18 protein-coding genes are annotated in these 18937 nt (G+C 33.2%); 17 read left to right on the top strand and 1 reads right to left on the bottom strand.

Features of this window, described 5'->3' with window-relative positions; translation table 11 throughout:
* Positions 1–108 precede the first annotated feature (108 nt).
* From BR72_RS18835 to BR72_RS18815, 5 genes are all read left to right on the top strand, one after another.
* The gene (locus BR72_RS18835; RefSeq protein WP_035435536.1) at positions 109–1677 is read left to right on the top strand and encodes an IS200/IS605 family accessory protein TnpB-related protein; all 1569 of its coding nucleotides are present in this window, start codon (positions 109–111) and stop codon (positions 1675–1677) included.
* Between the two features lie 221 nt (positions 1678–1898).
* Positions 1899–2528 (top strand): phosphatase PAP2 family protein, encoded by a 630-nt coding sequence (locus BR72_RS18830; RefSeq protein WP_035435535.1) that lies wholly within the window; start codon positions 1899–1901, stop codon positions 2526–2528.
* A gap of 104 nt (positions 2529–2632) precedes the next feature.
* Entirely contained in the window at positions 2633–4828 is a 2196-nt protein-coding gene (locus BR72_RS18825; RefSeq protein WP_035435650.1) for an MMPL family transporter, read from the top strand.
* A 108-nt stretch (positions 4829–4936) separates the two neighbouring features.
* Positions 4937–5347: a hypothetical protein gene (locus BR72_RS18820; protein ID WP_035435533.1), complete on the top strand. Its 411-nt coding sequence runs from the start codon at positions 4937–4939 to the stop codon at positions 5345–5347.
* A gap of 94 nt (positions 5348–5441) precedes the next feature.
* Positions 5442–6359 carry an RluA family pseudouridine synthase gene (locus BR72_RS18815; protein WP_035435530.1) on the top strand — a complete coding sequence of 306 codons (918 nt, stop codon included), beginning with the start codon at positions 5442–5444 and terminating at the stop codon, positions 6357–6359.
* A 304-nt stretch (positions 6360–6663) separates the two neighbouring features.
* Here BR72_RS18815 and BR72_RS18805 read toward each other — a convergent pair whose 3' ends face one another.
* Positions 6664–7584 (bottom strand): CAP domain-containing protein, encoded by a 921-nt coding sequence (locus tag BR72_RS18805; protein WP_035435525.1) that lies wholly within the window; start codon positions 7582–7584, stop codon positions 6664–6666.
* A gap of 1014 nt (positions 7585–8598) precedes the next feature.
* Here BR72_RS18805 and BR72_RS18800 point away from each other — a divergent pair.
* From BR72_RS18800 to queE, 12 genes are all read left to right on the top strand, one after another.
* Positions 8599–9633: a bis-aminopropyl spermidine synthase family protein gene (locus tag BR72_RS18800; protein WP_035435522.1), complete on the top strand. Its 1035-nt coding sequence runs from the start codon at positions 8599–8601 to the stop codon at positions 9631–9633.
* Positions 9634–9653: 20 nt separating this feature from the next.
* Positions 9654–11321, top strand: coding sequence for a carbamoyltransferase family protein (locus BR72_RS18795; protein ID WP_035435520.1), 1668 nt, complete (start codon positions 9654–9656; stop codon positions 11319–11321).
* 13 nt (positions 11322–11334) lie between these two features.
* Positions 11335–12093 (top strand): DUF5591 domain-containing protein, encoded by a 759-nt coding sequence (locus BR72_RS18790; protein ID WP_035435518.1) that lies wholly within the window; start codon positions 11335–11337, stop codon positions 12091–12093.
* Positions 12059–12838 (top strand): glycosyltransferase family 2 protein, encoded by a 780-nt coding sequence (locus BR72_RS18785; protein ID WP_035435515.1) that lies wholly within the window; start codon positions 12059–12061, stop codon positions 12836–12838. Before BR72_RS18790 ends, BR72_RS18785 begins: the two co-directional genes overlap by 35 nt.
* 11 nt (positions 12839–12849) lie before the next feature.
* Entirely contained in the window at positions 12850–13650 is an 801-nt protein-coding gene (locus BR72_RS18780; protein WP_035435513.1) for a class I SAM-dependent methyltransferase, read from the top strand.
* Positions 13651–13780: 130 nt separating this feature from the next.
* Positions 13781–14437, top strand: coding sequence for a PIG-L deacetylase family protein (locus BR72_RS18775; protein WP_035435511.1), 657 nt, complete (start codon positions 13781–13783; stop codon positions 14435–14437).
* Between the two features lie 17 nt (positions 14438–14454).
* Entirely contained in the window at positions 14455–15453 is a 999-nt protein-coding gene (locus BR72_RS18770; RefSeq protein ID WP_035435509.1) for an ABC transporter ATP-binding protein, read from the top strand.
* Positions 15450–16241, top strand: coding sequence for an ABC transporter permease (locus BR72_RS18765; RefSeq protein ID WP_035435507.1), 792 nt, complete (start codon positions 15450–15452; stop codon positions 16239–16241). The genes BR72_RS18770 and BR72_RS18765 overlap by 4 nt, the downstream gene beginning before the upstream one ends.
* 2 nt (positions 16242–16243) lie before the next feature.
* A complete protein-coding gene (locus BR72_RS18760; RefSeq protein ID WP_035435505.1) occupies positions 16244–17032 on the top strand; it encodes an ABC transporter permease in 789 nt (262 codons plus the stop codon).
* 12 nt (positions 17033–17044) lie between these two features.
* Positions 17045–17710 carry a 7-cyano-7-deazaguanine synthase QueC gene (gene queC / locus BR72_RS18755; RefSeq protein WP_035435503.1) on the top strand — a complete coding sequence of 222 codons (666 nt, stop codon included), beginning with the start codon at positions 17045–17047 and terminating at the stop codon, positions 17708–17710.
* Positions 17710–18201 (top strand): 6-carboxytetrahydropterin synthase QueD, encoded by a 492-nt coding sequence (queD, locus tag BR72_RS18750; RefSeq protein WP_035435500.1) that lies wholly within the window; start codon positions 17710–17712, stop codon positions 18199–18201. Before queC ends, queD begins: the two co-directional genes overlap by 1 nt.
* Positions 18194–18910 carry a 7-carboxy-7-deazaguanine synthase QueE gene (gene queE / locus BR72_RS18745; RefSeq protein WP_035435499.1) on the top strand — a complete coding sequence of 239 codons (717 nt, stop codon included), beginning with the start codon at positions 18194–18196 and terminating at the stop codon, positions 18908–18910. Before queD ends, queE begins: the two co-directional genes overlap by 8 nt.
* Positions 18911–18937 lie beyond the last annotated feature (27 nt).

The following is an 18937-nucleotide window of genomic DNA, read 5'->3' as shown; positions in this document are numbered from 1 at the left end:
ACAAGTTTTTATCTATGCTTGTGTTTCCACAAACAAACAAGCGGAAAACGTGGAGGGAAAAAAGTAAGTAAAGAGATTGAGAATTGATTAACGAAAGGAGAGTAGTAGATGAAAACAACACGTTCTTGTAAAATCAAAACCATCACAAGAGAACAAAGGGAACAACTTCTCGATTTGATTCGTACATTTGAAAGTGCCAAACGTTATAGTTTTAATCGTTTAACAGAAGGACATCATGATAAAGAATTGATCAAGAAATTACAACACGTGTATTCCTTAAATAAACGTTATTGTGAAGATGCAGTTTTACAAGCACAAACCATCATTTCCTCTCAAAAAGAACTCCTTCCTGTTTATCTAGAAAACAATCAAAAAAAGTTAGAACAAACCATACAAAAAATAGAAGAATATGAAAGTGGTAGAAAAAGACCAAAAAAAGTATCATTAGACGTTTGTTTAAACGGTTTACGAAAGCGAAAACAAAAATTAGAACAAAAAGTTGCGATGTATGAAACGCATATAACAAACGGTACATTACCGCCTGTTATTTTCGGTGGTCGAAGAGCCTTTTATGAACGTATGAAACAAAACATTTCCAATCAAGAATGGAAAGATTTACGGACACGGCAATTGTATTCAAGAGGTGATAAAAGTAAAAAAGGAAATTTAAATATACGGATCACAATGGATGATAACGGCCAAGGTTGGTTAGAAATCGCCAATCCGTTAGGCTTAACTCTAGGGAAAAGAACAAGTCCTCGTATTGTAGTACCAATTACAATTCCGTATCGTTATTACAAGGAAATCACAGATGTCGTCATGGGTACACAAACGGGTGTGAATCCAAAAGGAAATCCAATGATTGACCATCAAGCATATAGTGTAGAATTACTTCGTAAAAAAGATGAGTTCTATGTAAACATTACATTTGAGGAAACGGAAACAGGTCGTATGTTAGACTTCAAAGAAGTCCCAATATCTGATGTGATTGCAGGAATCGATGTCAATCCGGATCGTATAGCCGTTAGTTTGTGCACGAAGCAAGGGAATTTCAAAGGATCGAAAATCTTTTATTTACACAATCTGGATACGTTTTCTACGGATAAACGTGCTACTGTAATCGGGCAAATGACACAACAAATCAAAGATTGGTTATTTTCTCAACATGTTGGCGCCATTGTCTTAGAAGATTTACATTTTCAACAATCTCATGATACAGACAAATATAGCAATCGCAAATTTCATCAGTTTACTTACAAGAAGATGTTAAGTAGTTTAATCAGAATGGGGCTTCGCAATGGATTTTCCGTCAAAATGGTGAACCCTGCTTATACAAGCGTGATTGGAAAACTAAAATATAGTAAAAAGTATGGGATTAGCGTCCATGAAACGGCTGCGTTTACGATTGCACGTCGTGGACTCGGGCTACAAGAAAAACTACCAAAAGAAATGATTTCTTTGTTACAAAACCAAATCGCAACGAAACTTCGTATTCTTATTGCTTCATTGGAAGAAAGCAATAAGAATACAAAAAAGATATATAAGAAATGGTTACAAACCATCGCAACATGGGAAGACCATCACAACTGGAAATTATGGAGTATCCTTCATAAAACAGTGTATATGAGTAATCAACAAATTTTATTTCAAATCAAGAAGGGGGGGAAACTGGTTTAAAACTTATATCCCTTTGCGTATAGTTGACTCGGATGAATGATTATGCGCAAAACAAGACCGTTCCTAACAGGAATCTGCCGTTATTCTTTCACAGTAGGTGAATGAGAAGGTGATACCCTTGCGGACAGGAAAAAGGTGAGATTCCTTCTCGGTAGTTGGCTTTTGTCTTGGTTCGCCAACGTTTTGATAGATTTTTATAAGTTTTTTAAACCAGGAACTGAATGTCGAAAAAGAAATTACATATGTATGAGATTGTATGCATCGCACTCTTGCTTTGTGCATTTAGCATCACTTTGTGGAGAGTACATTCTGGCGGTGTAACGACAGTCGATATGTATGTGAAAGGAATGGTAACAGGACTGCAAACAGAATCGTCACTTACGTTTTTTCGTTATATGACAAAACTCGGTTCTGGAATTGGGATTGTAAGTGTATTATCGGTAAGTCTGTTCTGTTTTTGGAAGAAACGTTATTACGTAGCAATGGTCATATATCCTCTCTCCATTCTTAGTACACATCTTATTAATAAAGGAATTAAAGCGATTGTGAAAAGAGATCGTCCAACTATTAACGAGGCGTTAGATGCGCTTGGATATAGCTTTCCAAGCGGACATGCGATGTTATCGATTGTTACGTATGGATTTCTTGCTTATATGATCGCAGTAAATGTAAAAAGTGCAGGTGCAAAATACTTTATAACGATTGTAGCCAGTGTATGTATTGTTTTAATTGGACTAAGCCGGATCATTTTATCCGTACACTATCCAACTGATGTGTTAGCAGGTTATTGTATGAGCGGTGTCTTACTTATTATCGCTATTTATTTACACCGTTTTTATTCAGCGCGTTAAGAAAAGCTATCCTTTTTTGATGAAAGGGTAGCTTTTTTCATGAACGAAAGAGTGGATATGATACACTAAGAGAAAGAATATGAGAAGAGGAGTAGGTGAGCTCTGTGAAAACAACTGTACATAAAGTAGATATGTGGGGGAAGATCGGCGCTTTGTTATATCGGTTTCGATATACAACGATTGCGCTATTAATATTGCTAGCTGCGCTACTTGGCATATTTGCACCGAAGCTTCCTAGTGTATTAGGTGGAGATGGGTTTCAAACACAGGGAGATTATCAAAAGGCGAAAAAGATATTAGACAAAGATTTTAAACAGTCGCAAGATGCATTGTTACTCGTCTTTCAAAAGGAGAAAGGCGTATCTCAGCAAAAGTTTATTGAGAGAATTGATAAGGTCGTAAAAAAAATTAAAAGCGAAGAAACTTATGAGTCTTTTCATGAGCCGATCGAAAATAAAACAATGATGAAGGAAGATATTGCTTATGCTTCCATTTTATTTTCCGGGAAAACAAGTAAAGAGCGGCAGGAAAAAACATTAGCATTTGCAAAGGATATTCAAAAAGAAAGTAACGGAGAGATCAAAATATCTCCAACTGGATATCCGATTATTAATGATGAAATTAATACGAGAACACAAAATGATTTAAAAGTAGCCGAAATGATTGGGTTGCCAATTGCGTTTTTGGTGCTATTACTTTCTTTTGGTAGCTTGTTTGCATCGATTTTGCCTATTTTAAATGGAGCGCTAAGTGTTATTAGTACGATGGGGATTTTATATTTTATCGGAGAACAAAAGGAACTTTCTATTTTTGTACTGAACGTCGCGCCGATGATTGGGCTTGCTTTATCTATTGATTTTGCTCTTTTATTTGTGAATCGTTTCCGAGAAGAGCTTGCACATCGCTCTGTTAAAGAAGCGATTATGGTTACCTATCAAACGGCAGGACGCGCCATTATTTTTTCAGGTTTATGTGTATTTGTCGGTTTGTCTGGTTTGTTCTTTTTCAAAATTGATTATATTCAAGCTGTCGCAATTAGCGGGATGATTGTCGTAATCATGAGTATTTTATTTTCACTGACGATGCTTCCAGCGTTGTTAGCTTTAATGGGAAAACGTATATTAGGAAAGAACCAAAATGTTAAGCGCACAGCACCGATGTGGCGTAAATTTGCACAGTTCGTAATGAAATATCCAATTGTGATGACGATTGCTGTATTTACATTCATTATCGTTTGTTTATTGCCGCTTCGCGGTGCGGATTTACAGTTTCCTGGTGTAGAAGCATTACCTGAGAAAAGCGAGGCACGTATTGCCTTTGAACGTTATGAAGATGCATTTAATAAAACGGTGAAAACTCATGCAGATGTGACGCTTGTCCTTGAGACAAAAGGAAATGTAACAGAAAAAGAGAATTTACAAACGTTGCAAAAAGTTGTGCAGAAGCTAAAGAATGATAAAGATGTATATGAAGTGAAAAATTTATATGAACAACTTGGAAATATGTCGGCAGAACAATTGACAGCAACGCTGCAATCGCCAAACCGTGCCCAAATAGAGCCGGCATTAGAGGCGTATGTGAAAGGGAATAAAACAACGATTGGAATTGTTTTAGATGCATTGCCAAGAACAGAGAAAGCGAAGCAATGGGTAAGAGATTTTAAAGAAAACTATAAAACAGAAGGTGTAACCTATTATTTAGGCGGAATGACAACTTTCCAGCAAGAATTAGAAGATGAAATTAAAGACAAAGTTGTTGTGGGGATGTCTGTTATTTTTGCGTCAACATTTTTGATATTATTACTAGCTTTTCGTTCGCTGTTGATTCCAATTAAGGCAATCGTGATGAATGTACTTAGTTTAAGTGCAACAATAGGCATTGTCATTTGGCTTTTTGAAGGAGGCCATTTTGGATTAGAACAAAGCTCTGTATTATTTGTATTACCGATTTTTATCTTTGGATTAGTATTCGGATTAAGTATGGACTACGAAGTATTTCTTATTTCGCGTATTCATGAATTATACGAAGAGACGAGAGATAACGATTATGCAACGTTAGAAGGATTAGTGTCAACAAGCCGGATTATTACGTCAGCTGCGTTAATTATGATTGTTGTTACGGGTGCATTTGCTTTTACTGATATTTTGCCAGTGAAACAGATGGGGCTTGGCGTTGCGCTAGCCATATTCCTTGATGCAACCATTATTCGATTAATCCTTGTACCAAGTTTAATGAAAATGTTTGGCGAGTGGAACTGGTGGCTTCCATTTCGCAAAAAGAAACAGAAAAATATGCATTAATAAGTGGCTCTCATCGAGTAGGTGAGAGCTACTTATATGAATAGCTTGCCCCCCTTTTAGCGAATAGTATGAGATAAGGAGATTACATATAAGAGTGGGGGGAAGGCAATGTTTCGTTATTTTAAATTTAAATTGAATGATACTGTACAATTTGCAGAAAATGATGGGCATATGTATCGCATTGTCGGCTATCGGTTAGAAAAAGGTTTTTATTCAAAAGAGCCACATATTATTTATGAATTACTGCGCGAGTTCGATGGATATACACTCGATGCAGAAGAAGTTGAGCTTATGAAAGTGATTCAAGTAGAAGAAGAGTATTATAAAATTCGTGATATGGGAGAATACCGTTATCCTGTTAAACTAAAAACACCGCTGAAAAAAAATAATCATAAAACGATTGACCAATTATTAGATGCTTACAATGACTACAAGCGGTTAGCTGAATTTTTTCAAGATTTATCATATGAAAGAAAAGCGGATGAAATGTTGCAGGAAATAAAAAAGCTTCGTGCGTAATAGGAGAGGCAGTTCAATTGCGGACTGTCTTTCATTATGCATAAGAAGCAATTTTCCGTTACAATAAGAAGATGACTAGAAATAAGGTGATAATATGAAAGTAAAGAAAATGGGAGAATGGTGTGAAATTACAGTTCCTTCTGAATGGACAAGGCGAACGATAGACTCTATTTTGAAAGAAGAGTGGCAAGTTCCGAAAAAATTATTACACAAATATCGTATGGAAAAAAGTATTCTTGTGAATGGAGAAGGAAAACGGTGGAGTGAACAACTGCAAGAAGAAGATAAATTGCAAGTTCATATGTTTATACAAGAAGAGTATGATGTAGAACCAGAGTTTTATGATATAGATGTTATATATGAAGATGATCATGTCTTAATCATGAATAAACCAATTCAAGTAGACACACATCCTGCAAATAAAGGCGGGACAGGCACATTAGCAAACTATGTAGCATTTCACCTGCAAATGCAAGGAATTGAAACGAAGGTGCGCCACATTCACCGATTAGATAAGGACACAACAGGTGGAGTCGTCTTTGCAAAGCATGCTTTAGCCGGTGTAATTATGGACCGATTATTAACAGAGCGTAAAATTAAGAGGACATATATGGCACTTGTTGAAGGGAAAGTACAAAAGAAGCGAGGCACAATAGACGCTCCAATTGGACGAGATCGTCACCATGCATCAAGGCGCCGTGTTTCTCCAAAAGGTGACCATGCTGTAACACATTATGAGGTCATGCAATACTCGAAAGAAAATAACATAACACTTGTTAAAGTTCAATTAGAAACGGGAAGAACCCATCAAATACGCGTTCATATGAGCTATCTCGGTCATCCGCTCATTGGCGATGTCTTATATGGCGGTAAGACAAAGTTGCTTTCGCGTCAAGCATTACATGCCGCTCATATTACAATGATGCATCCCATTACAAAACAGCAAATTGAAGCAGATATCCCTCTTCCTCATGATTTTTCTCGGGTTTTACATTCTTATATGAATAAATAGAAGCTGACTTTAAAAGGCACTAATGTGCCTTTTAAAGTCAGCTTTTTTCGTTATCGACCGTTCTTTGCGATATATCGGCGCTTTTCACAATATATCGGCGATTCGACATGATTTAAAGACTCCTCAACGACATTCGACATAAAAGTAGTCGATTTACTGAGCTGGATCATCCCAAAATGGAATAGAAAAAAGCCCTGACCGCTACTATGCACAGCCAGATGCTCTTGTCCATCTAAAAAAGGGTTTTTCATGTCCGCTTTTCAATTAAAATAATCAATGGGGGAGCCCCCCATTGATTAAAGTCTTACTTCGAAATAAATTCTTGTGTCCAGTAGTTTCCGCTTTCTACGTAACCAACACCGATATGTGTGTATCCATTATTTAAAATATTTGCACGGTGACCGGCACTATTCATCCAAGCTTGTACAACTTCTTCAGGACTACGTTGTCCTTGTGCGATATTTTCACCAGCAGATCTATATGAAATACCAAATTGTTTCATCATATCAAACGGAGAACCGTATGTTGGGCTAGTGTGATCGAAGTAATGATTTTTTTGCATGTCTTCTGATTTAACACGTGCTACTTTGCTTAACTGGGCATCTACTTTTAATGCTGGTAAACCTTGTTTTGCACGTTCAGCATTTGTTAAATCAACAACCTTTTGTTCAAATGCGCTTAATGAACCTTTTGACTCTTCAGCAGGCTTATCAGCTGGTTTCGTTGTTTGGTTGTTGTCAGCCGGTTTGTTAGCTGGTTTCTCAGCAGGTTTAGCTGCTTGATTGTTGTCAGCCGGTTTGTTAGCAGGCTTATTAACAGGTTTCGTTGCTTGGTTGTTATCAGCTGGCTTTTCTTCTGGTTTAGCTGCTTGGTTGTTGTCAGCTGGTTTTTCTTCTGGCTGCGCTGTTTGATTATTGTTAACTGGGTTGACAATTATAAAATTGCCCCAAGGAGTTGTAATTGTTGTGTAAGTTGGTTGTCCAGAAAGTCCACAGTTACTTTGTTGGAAAGCACCCGCATTCCATGTTGGATTTGAATTTAAAAGAGATGTTATGAAAGATTGAAAGTCTTCTTGATTCATATATTGCATAAATGATGGATATTGCTGAATATTTTGAACCTTCATTGTTGATGGTTGCATTGTTTCTGCTTTCGCACCAGCTGTTCCTAGTCCAAATGTAAGAGCAGTTGCGGCTGCTACAGATAGTAAAGTACGTTTTTTCATTGTTAAATTGTCCCCCTACGTATGTATAAAGTTATGAAACTGTTATTACATAGAATTTATTTTTGTCGGCCTGTCTGACTGACAAAATCATCGTAGCACAGAATGTAATGAAAAAAAGTTGGAAAAAAATTCATAGGTTATAAGATTTCCTTTTTTATCCTAGATTTTAGAGGGAGAACAAACGCCAAAATACTAGATGATATAAGGAATAGACCGTGCTTTTTTCTGAGGAGAAATAAAAGGGTAATTGGATATAATTTCCGGAGAAGAGAAAGCAAAAGAGGATAACGCCAGCATTTATAGAGAATAAATGAGGAATATTATGGTTTGTTTTTTACATAATTGTAATCTATTTGTCGTTCTTTTTTATTATACAGTAACATATTCTTAATGTTGTAGACTATAAAAAAGACGGGCGTACCTTTAATAGAGAAAGGTACGCCCGTTTTTCATAGTAAGAGGGAGCTGATCCCATGCCCATTAACTTAAGAATTCTGATGATAATTCACTGTTATTTGCTAGTATAAAATCCCCCAATAATCCCCCAAAAAAAATATTTTTCGAAAAATTTATAAATAAAAAATCGACAAAAATTTCTAAAAAAGGGCTCTATGCTAGGCTTTTTGAAAATCTTAATATATGAATTGTAATAATGGAAATATCCATAATTATTCTTGGTACTGTTTTATTAGGAAAAATTTTACTTAATTTTCTGAATAAATTTTATCCATAAATAGAATTTTTTTATTAGTCAGAAAATTCTATTCTTATGATAATATTGGTGATGCAGCTCTGTTGCACATATTTGAATTACACACTTATCTATATAAGGGGGGAATGTGAAATGGAAAAGGAACATATTCATGAAGAAATGTTAGAGCTTGAAGATCTTGAATTAGATGAAGAGGATTTACTAATTCGTGCAGGCAAGACATTAGGTTGAGTTTTAAAATAAGGAGGTTACATATGCAGTTTAACTGTATATGTAACTTTTTTTAAGGTAGGGTATACAGAATGAAAGAAAATAAGATTATTTTATTATATGAAAGATTTATTGAATTAGACTATGAAGAAGAGTTAGATAAAGTACCAAAATTAAAAAACAGAGGGGTACTTTTGAATTTTTGGAAAAAATGGTATGAAATTAGTGAAAAACAATTCGAATTTATAATTTGGAAGTCCATTAATACTGTAGATACTTTAGATGATCTAGTCAAAATAACTGGGACTTTAAGTTTGGCATTAAGATTATTAAAAGTATTAAAAGAAAGAAATTTAGTTGAAATTATAGAAAATAATATAAGGTTTTCACAAGAGTTAACAAGTAGTATTTTATATGAACTACCCCCTCTTCGTAATACAGGAAATGAGAATAAAATAAACAAAAAAAAATATGCTCAATTTAAAGCTACTTGGGATAGTTCGTTGAGGAGAGCTGAAATAATAAATCAAGAGTTATCGTCTAATAAAAATATCTTTTTTTGTGGAGATGATGATTATACAAGTTTAGCCCTTAAACAATATAAAAACAGAGAAATAGGTGTAGGAGATATTGATGAAGAATTGATTGAATATTTTAAATCCACAAACGATGATATTGAGTTTTATAATTTTGATGTTAGAAATGAAGTTATGGAAGATTTAAGGAATAAGTATGATGCAATACATTGTGACCCTATAGATGATGGTAGAGGGTTAGACTTGTGGTTAAATAGAGCTAATGAATTATTAAAAGGTCAAAAGGGTGATTTAATTTTTTTAAATATAAGTGTTAAAAGATTAGGTAATAGGGCGGTTTATTTGCAAAATTTCTTGACATCTTTAGGTTTTTATTTAAAAGAAATTATTCACGATTTAAGTTCTTATAAAGTGGATGAAGAGCCTTACATTGATGAAGAATCAATAAAAAAGGACTTAGATGACATTGGTTTTTCTAAAGATACATATCATAATTTGTATATTCAAACAGATATGTTAGTTTTTGTCCGATTAATAGATAAACCAACCCTTTTTCCGCAAGAATATTATGAGATTAGAAGAAAAATATAAACTAACTGCGAGGTAAAATAATGTATGTTTTAGGAGTCAATGGGTGGGACTTTGATATTCATGATGCAAGTGCGTGTTTATTTTATAATGGTAAATTAATAGCTGCAGCTGAAGAAGAAAGATTTATTCGTCAAAAAAAAGCATTAGATAAAATTCCATATAATTCAATAGCTTATTGTTTAAAGGAAGCTGAAATTACTCCAAATGAAGTAGATCATATTGTTATGGGTTGGGATGTAGAGCAATTATATTTTGAGAAGTATTCAAAGAAGCTTAACAAAGAAGATTGTCTTGAAAAGGTTTTTCCGAAGGGAATTTTTAAGAGAGATAAAGATCCTCAAATTCATATGTGTTCTCATCATTTGGCACATGCTTCTGGTGCGTTTTTTAGTTCGGGATTCAATGAAGCTACCATAATAGTTATTGATGGAAGTGGAGAAGAAGAGTCAATAACGATAGCAAAAGGAAAAGGTAATATAATAGAAGTACTAGAAAAATACCCGTTGGAACATTCTTTAGGTATTTTTTATGAAGCATTAACTGTATTTTCAGGTTTAGGGAGGCATAATGAAGGGAAGTTAATGGGCCTATCTTCATATGGAGAAGAAATATTTGAATTTCCTGATATACTGGAAAATCCTTTGAAACCAAATGAAAATACAGTTAGTATGAACGATAAATATTTTTCGGTATTAAAAGATTGGATAAAAGTTATTAATGGTATAACAAAGATTGCTCCTAATTATATTGAATATGAATATAATCCAATAGATTCAATACTATTAATGAATTCATCAGTAATGGAATATAAAAATATCGCAGCCTCAGGTCAGGCAGCCTTGGAAAGAGCAATTGTTAAGCTTGTAAAAAAAGCTATTAATCTAACTGGAATAGATAATTTGTGTCTTTCGGGAGGAGTAGCATTAAATTGTATAGCGAATAGAATTATAGCTGATTTACCAGAAGTGGATAGTTTGTACATTCAACCAGGTGCTTCAGATAGTGGGGTAAGTATTGGAGCAGCTTCATGGTTTCTTGCCGAAAATGGTATAACACCTAAGTTCACTGAAGATCATGTATATTCCGGTCCGGAATTTCCTGATTCCGGTATCTTGAATATATTAAAAAAATATAATCTATCATATATAGAATTAGGCTCTAATCAATATGATAAATGCTCCGAGTTATTAATTCAAAATAAGATAATAGGAAGATTTTCTGGAAAGATGGAATTCGGTCCTAGGGCTTTAGGAAATAGAAGTATAATAGCCAACCCTCAGAGGAGGGATATGTTAAATAAAGTAAATACTATTAAGAAAAGAGAGCAATGGAGACCATTGGCTCCTAGCATCATAGATGAAAACGCTTCTGTAGTATTAGAAGAAAAAATAAATAACCCCTATATGCTGCTAAATTCTACTGTTAAAAAAGAGGTACATCATTTAGTTCCAGCAATAGTTCATGTTGATGGATCAACAAGGGCTCAAGTAGTTACGAGGGATATGAATTCTGATTATTATGAAACAATCTATAACTTTTACCAGAAAACAGGAATTCCTGCAGTTATGAATACATCATTTAATGTAGGAAAAGAACCAATTATATGTAACCCAAGTGATGCTATTAGGTCATTTTATGGATCAGGGTTGGATGCCCTTTTATTAGGTTCATTTTTGATTCTTAAATAAAGGAGGAGAGATTTTGAGAAATAGAAATTATTCTAATCTAAAAGATGGAATGATAGAGGATTTGTTACTTAATAAAAAAAGTTATCCTAACTATCCAGAATATATACTATTAGATTTAATAAAAGAGGAACCAATTTTTAAACGAGGAGCTTGCTCAAAGTATATTCATCATGAAGAGTTCAATACATGGCAGGAATATTTTTGTGGGGATTATTACGAAAAGCCTCAGGGGAAAAGAATTGCTTTTTTACAAGTTTGTACTTGGGCTAAACCATATGACTTTTCATATATTGGTAAAAAAATTAGACAAGTTACAAATAAATACCCTATGGTTCATCCAATTATTCTATCAAATGCGGGAGTTATACCATATGAATACCAAATGAACCCTACTTTTTGTGCATACGATTGGATGGAAGATATTGAGGATCCAGTAATTTACGAAGAATTGATGAAAGAATATAGGGATGTATTGATACAAAGAATTAGGAGATACCTAGAATCAAATTCATACGATGTAGTAGTACAATATGGTGTACCGGTAAAAAAATATTCAATGGCTCCTGCAATTAAAGATATTTGTGAGGATCTGGGAATTGCTTTTCTTTTAACCCCAGATATAGAAACATATAGAAATAATAAAGGTAAATTAGTCGAGTTAAAGGATTCAGGAGAATTTTATTGTTTAGATGAAGTTTTGAGTAGTATGGATAATTGTTTAAATAAGGTGAGTAGATATGTTGAATCTAACAATTGTAATACCAGCTTATAACGATATAAGATTGAAAAAGTGTTTAAAAAGTATTGATGAAAATGTAGAGGTTGTCGTTGTCTTAAATGGTGCAACAGAAGAAGTAAAAAAAATCGCCTATTCTAGCGATGCAGTAATTGGGGAATTATCTACACCTAATTTAGCGAAAGCTTATAATTATGGAATTGAAATTTCTAGTAAAGATAACGTGTTAATTATGGATTCAGATTGTGTTTTTATGCCAGGTACCATCAATAAATTATATAAATTATTAGATGCAGGATCTTTGGCTAAAGGAAGGGTGATGTTTTCATTTAACAGCAAAATTGGAAAAATCATTGCACGTGCAAGACATATACATACTTGCAAAAAAAATGCATATTCACCTCCATTGGCATTTAATAAAGGAATCTTAGCGAAGGTAAATGGATATTATTTTGATGAGAAATTATCTTGGACAGAGGATTATGATTTTGATATTAGAGTTAAATCTGCAAGTCTTAAGATTTTATATGATGATAATGCAAGAATTATTCATCCAGAGTTAAGCATTAAGCAAGATTTGAAAAGTTCATTTAATTATGGGGTAGGTCATGCACGTGGGGTTTTACAACAAAAAAATGGTTATTATGAACCTAAAAATAAATTGAGGTCGATTATTAACTCCTATAAGTATATCAAAAAAAAATACGGTTATTTAACTGCTTTCTATCTCATATTTTGGCAGATTGCCTTTTATAGGGGATATGAAAAAGAAATACATTAAGGAGGAAAACAATGCAGCAACAATATGATGAAATTTCTGAATTATACGACATTATCATCCCAGAACCTGATGGTATTTTTGATTTTTACAGTGGTTTGGTAAAACCAAATGATGAAGTTTTAGATTTGGGGTGCGGTACTGGTAGATTATCTTTTATTCTCGCTGAAAAAGGCGCTAATGTAACTAGTGTTGATATATCAGCAGGAATGATTGAAAAAGCTAGTAAGAAGTTAGATGAGATACCAAATATTAAGGATAAAATAGAATTTAAGGTTTCTTCTGCTACAGATTTTAAGTCTGAAAGAAAATTTGATTTTATATTTATGTCTGGTGGTGTATTTGAATATTTACTTACATCGTCACAACAAAAATTAGCTCTTAGAAATATTAAATTACTATTAAAAGAAGGCGGGATTTTTGTTTTCGATATTATTACACCTCCAACTATTCTTCCTTATTCTAAGAGAGTGAGTGATGGAGGAAATAGTCCCATTAAAGGGGAGAATTTTAAAAATTATAAAGTTAAATCATGGGATGTCGTAAAAGCAGATCATTATAAGCAAATAATTGAAACCACTTGTTATTTTGAGGTTTATGACATAGCAGATAATTTCTTAAGTAAAAAAGAATTTAGATTTCTTGCAAAATATACTTTACCATCCGAAATGCAGTATCTCTTAGAAATAGAAGGATTCAATATAAAAAATTTTTATGGTGATTACAATAAAAATCCTTTTGGGAGGAATAGTGAATTTATGGTGTATGAATGTAGGAAGCAAGGGGAGAATTTTAATGATATACAGTGCGAATAGACGCTTTTAAAAAAGTATATTTTTCTAGTGGAAATAAAATGTATCCAGTTCGTATAGGGGCTCCAGAGTAAATAATTTTTAATTAAACTAATAGGTAAATGATTTACCTGTTCAATAAAGGTGATGCTGAATGAAGGATGTAGTAAAAAAACATTTAGTTATAGCGCCACACCATGACGATGAAGTCATTGGTTGTGGTGGAACAATTGCTCAAGCTATTAGTAAGGGTGAACATATAAAAGTAATAATAATTACAAAAGGAGATTTATCTGGAGGTGTAGGGGATTTAAATGAAATTGTTTCAAATAGAGAGAACGAGTGTATAAAAGCTTGTAATACATTAGGGATAGAAAAAGAAAATGTTAAATTTTTAAAGAAACCAGACAGATCACTTGTGTATTCTTTAGATTTTGTGGAAGAAATTATTCACGAAATCTCTGTATATAAGCCTAATTTTATTTATTTCCCCCATGATATGGAAAGTGATAGGGATCATCGAATAGTAAATGAAGTTGTATCAGAAGCAATATTCCTGTGTCAATCAGGGTTCTTAAAAGAAGATTGTGCTCCTTTGTGTTTACAGTATGAAGTATGGACCCCCATGAAACACTATCAGGTTGTAAAAGATATTACCAGGTTTATTGAACTGAAAAAAGCATCAATTAAAAAATACGAATCACAACTTAAAACATTAAATTTGGTTGATGGAGTTTTGGGGTTAAATTCTTATAGGGGTATGCAGGCAGGGGTGCAATTTGCAGAAGTTTTTAGAGTGGTAAGTAAGTAGTAAGAAGGAGAGAGAAGATGGATATCATTGAAATTGAAGATGTATCAAAAACTTTTGAAAGAGTAAAAATTGAAGAAGGATTGATAAACTCTTTCAAGAGTTTATTTAAAAGAGAAAAGGTCAAGGTTACGGCTTTAAGTGATGTGTCATTTAAAATAAAAGAAGGTAAAATAATAGGGCTTATTGGCGCGAATGGTGCTGGTAAGTCTACCTTAATGAAAGCAATGGTTGGGTTAATTAAACCAACTTCCGGGAGAATTTTGGTAAATGGATTTAACCCCCATGATAAGAAGAAAGATTTTTTAAAGTCAATTGGCGTTGTTTTAGGCCAAAAAAATCAGCTATGGTGGGATCTTTCCCCTTACGAAACATTTTTATTACATAAAGAAATATATGAGCTGTCTGATACAGAGTTTAGAAAGAATGTAGATGAATTAGTTGAAAATCTTGGGGTATCAGAAATTCTTAAATCGCCAGTAAGGAATCTATCGTTAGGAGAGAGAATGAAATGTGAGTTAATTGCTTCAATCTTACACTCACCTAAGATATTATTTTTAGATGAACCGACTATTGGATTGGATTTTCTTGCTCAAAAGAATATTAGAAATTTTCTCAAGAATTATTGCAAAGAAAGAAATACAACAGTTGTAATAACTAGCCATTATTTCCCAGATATATATGAGTTATGTGAAGAATTAATAATATTGAAGAATGGAGAAGTTGTTTTTAATAACAATTTCAAAAAAATAAAAGAAGAAATTAAGAGTTATAAATATATATATCTTAGCTTTGAGAATGAAATAAATTCTCAAGATCTTAAGAAATATGGAGAAGTTAAAGAGTCGGATAAATTTAGTGTAACAATAAAGGTTCAAGATAAGTTAGTGAACGAGACCATATCTAGCATATTAAAAGAATTCAATGTTATTGACTACAATTTGACTGAAATGTCATCACAAGACCTCATTGAAGATATTTATTCAATGGAATCGACTGGAGTGAAAATAACAGTATGAAGAAGTATTTAAAACCAATGATGCTTTCATTTCAAGCGGTTTTTCAGTATCGCATGAATGTTGTATTATATATGATTTTTGGTTTAATACCGCTTGTGGCTTTAATACTATTGTGGCATTCTCTCTTTGAAACACAAAACAATATTCAAGGCTATACTCTTGAAATGATGATTACTTATGTAATAATTGCTAAGTTAATTGAACTCTTACTAATTCCTGAAATGCACTGGTCGATAAATGAGGAAATACAATCTGGTGAACTATCAAAATATCTTACAAAACCATTTTCATATTTTGGATACTGGTTTAGTCATAATTTAGGTAACAAAATTATTCAGGTGCTGATGTCAGTAATACCGATAATACCGATAATATTCCTGAATAGGGATTATTTCCTTTTACCTACCTTAAAATATACTTTCCTATTCATTCTTTCAATAGTAGGAGCATTAATACTATATTATATGATTTATTATTTGACATCACTCTTCTCATTTTACTTTGTAGAGATATCATCATTTTTCTTTACTATAGATATAGTATTAGAATTATTATCTGGATCGCTTATTCCGCTTGAATTTTTACCAGCTCCGTTAAATACAATAACTCAATTTTTACCTTTTTCATACTTGATTCATTTTCCGGTAAATGTATATTTAGGGAAATTAAGTGGCACTGAAATTTTGAATGGATTAATTTTACAAGTGGTATGGTCTTTAGTTTTCTATCTTCTAATTAGAGTACTTTGGAAGAAGGGGTTAAATAAATATGAATCTGTTGGTGCATAAATATGATTAGATATTTAAAAATGTTAAAAGCAATTCTTAAAATTAATTTAAGTAATATTATGATGTATAGAGTTAACTTTTTTTTAAATATATTAGATAGCGTTGTTTGGTTCATTGTTACATTAATATTTTTTAATAGTATATTTGCTAGTTTTGGTAATATTAATGGTTGGAATACAAATGATATTTATTTGTTAATTGGAACAAGTGAGTTAATAAAATCTTTGATGTTTACTCTTTTTATCAATAATCTACCGTATATACCGAGTTTAGTTAACCAAGGAAGTTTAGATCATATATTGTTTAAGCCTATTAATAGTCAGTTTCTAGTTTCATTAAGAAAGCTTGATTTAGGGAATTTAGGGAACTGTTTACCAGCCGTACTGTTAATTAGTTATGCATTATTACAAAAGGGAGAGAGTGTTAGTATTGTAAATGGGCTTTCTTTCTTTGGTCTATTATTTTTAGGGATTTTACTCTCGTACTCTCTTTGGTATATTTTAATGACTTTATCTATATGGTTAACCAAAGTTGAAGGTATGCATGAGTTATTTCTTGGTACTATGACATTACTCAGATACCCATCTTCCTTATATAAAGGAATAAGTCGATTTGTTTTTTTATTTGTTTTTCCTATTGTTATTGTTAGTAATATTCCAACTTATGCTTTAATTGGTCGATTAGAACTAAACGATGTATTCGTGTTAATGGGTTATTCTATTGGATTTTTTATTATTTCAATTTATTTTTGGAAGTTTGCCTTAAGATATTATAACAGTGCAAGTAGTTAAGGGGAGAATAAAATGTACTCTAATGATAAAGCAATAGTTATTTTTAGTGGTGGGCAAGATAGCACAACATGTTTATTTTGGGCAATGCAACAGTTTGCAGTGGTGGAAGCTGTAACATTTAACTACAATCAACGTCATAAGTTAGAAATTGATTGTGCAGCGGAAATTGCGAACGAGCTTGGCATTAAACATACAGTGCTAGATATGAGCCTACTAAATCAGCTAGCTCCAAATGCGTTAACAAGAACAGATATGGAGATTACACACGAAGAAGGTGAATTACCATCGACATTTGTAGATGGGCGAAATTTACTATTCTTATCATTTGCTGCTGTATTAGCAAAACAAGTTGGAGCACACCATATCGTAACGGGTGTATGTGAAACTGATTTTAGTGGTTATCCAGATTGCCGTGATGTGTTTGTGAAATCGTTAAACGTTACATTAAATTTATCAATGGATTATCCGTTTGTCATTCATACACCACTTATGTGGATTGATAAAGCAGAGACATGGAAAATAGCAGATGAACTTGGAGCATTCGAGTTTGTTAGAGAAAAAACTTTAACATGTTATAACGGAATCATTGGTAATGGTTGCGGTGAATGTCCAGCGTGCCAACTTCGTAAAGCAGGTTTAGATACGTATCTACAAGAACGCGAAGGAGGGAATGGATAATGGAAAACTTTTTCGGATTTCGCATTGTAGAAAATTTGCAAAAAATGGACAAGGATATTCAGCGTGAGCAATTAAAATACCATAATAAAAGAGTAATGGTCAGCAAGGAATTTACATTTGATGCAGCACACCATTTGCACTGTTATGAAGGAAAATGTAAAAATTTACATGGTCATACATACAAAGTTGTATTTGGTATTAGTGGATATGTAAATGACATTGGACTTGCAATTGACTTTGGAGATATAAAAGAAATTTGGAAAAACGAAATAGAGATTTATTTGGATCATCGCTATTTAAATGAAACATTACCAGTGATGAATACGACTGCGGAAAATATGGTCGTCTGGATTTATGAAATGATGGCGGAAGCATTAACAAAGGGGAATCGAGTAGAAGAATATAAAGGGGCTCGTGTCGAATTCGTACGTCTCTTTGAAACACCAACGAGTTATGCAGAAGTAAGACGGGAGTGGATACTCGATGAGTAAGATTCCTGTTTTGGAGATATTTGGTCCAACCATTCAAGGAGAAGGAATGGTTATCGGGCAAAAAACGGTGTTCATTCGCACAGCAGGTTGTGACTATAGCTGTTCTTGGTGCGATTCAGCCTTTACATGGGATGGCTCAACAAAAGAACAAATTAGACAAATGGCGCCAGAAGAAATTTGGAATGAACTTGTTGAAATTGGTGGGGAAAATTTTTCTCACGTTACAATTTCAGGTGGGAATCCCGTTTTGCTGAAAAATATTCAGTTTCTTCTTACTGTATTAAAAGAGAATGGAATTCGTACAGCGATTGAGACGCAAGGGAGTAAGTGGCAAGAATGGTTACTTCAAATTGATGAAGTGACAATTTCGCCTAAACCACCAAGTTCGAAGATGAAAACAGATTTTACGATGCTAGATTCTATTATTCATAAATTAGAAAGAAAAGATTTTAGTTTAAAAGTAGTCGTATTTGAAGATTATGATTTTGAATATGCAGTAAAGGTGCACAAGCGATATCCGCAAGTACCATTTTTCTTACAAGTTGGGAACGAGGATACGAAAACGGTGGATGATGCAGCGCTTATTAAAAACTTATTACAGAAATATGAACGGTTGATTGAAAAAGCTGTACAGTGTAAAGAAATGAATGATGCGAAAGTATTACCTCAACTTCATGCCTTAGTATGGGGAAATAAGCGAGGCGTATAAATAAGAGCATTTTATGAATAAATTAAT

The sequence above is a fragment of the Bacillus sp. UNC322MFChir4.1 genome (genome assembly GCF_000746135.1).
Taxonomy (GTDB): Bacteria; Bacillota; Bacilli; order Bacillales; family Bacillaceae_G; genus Bacillus_A.
The sequence above is the reverse complement of the archived record's forward strand: the minus strand, read 5'-3'. Positions and strand labels throughout refer to the sequence as shown.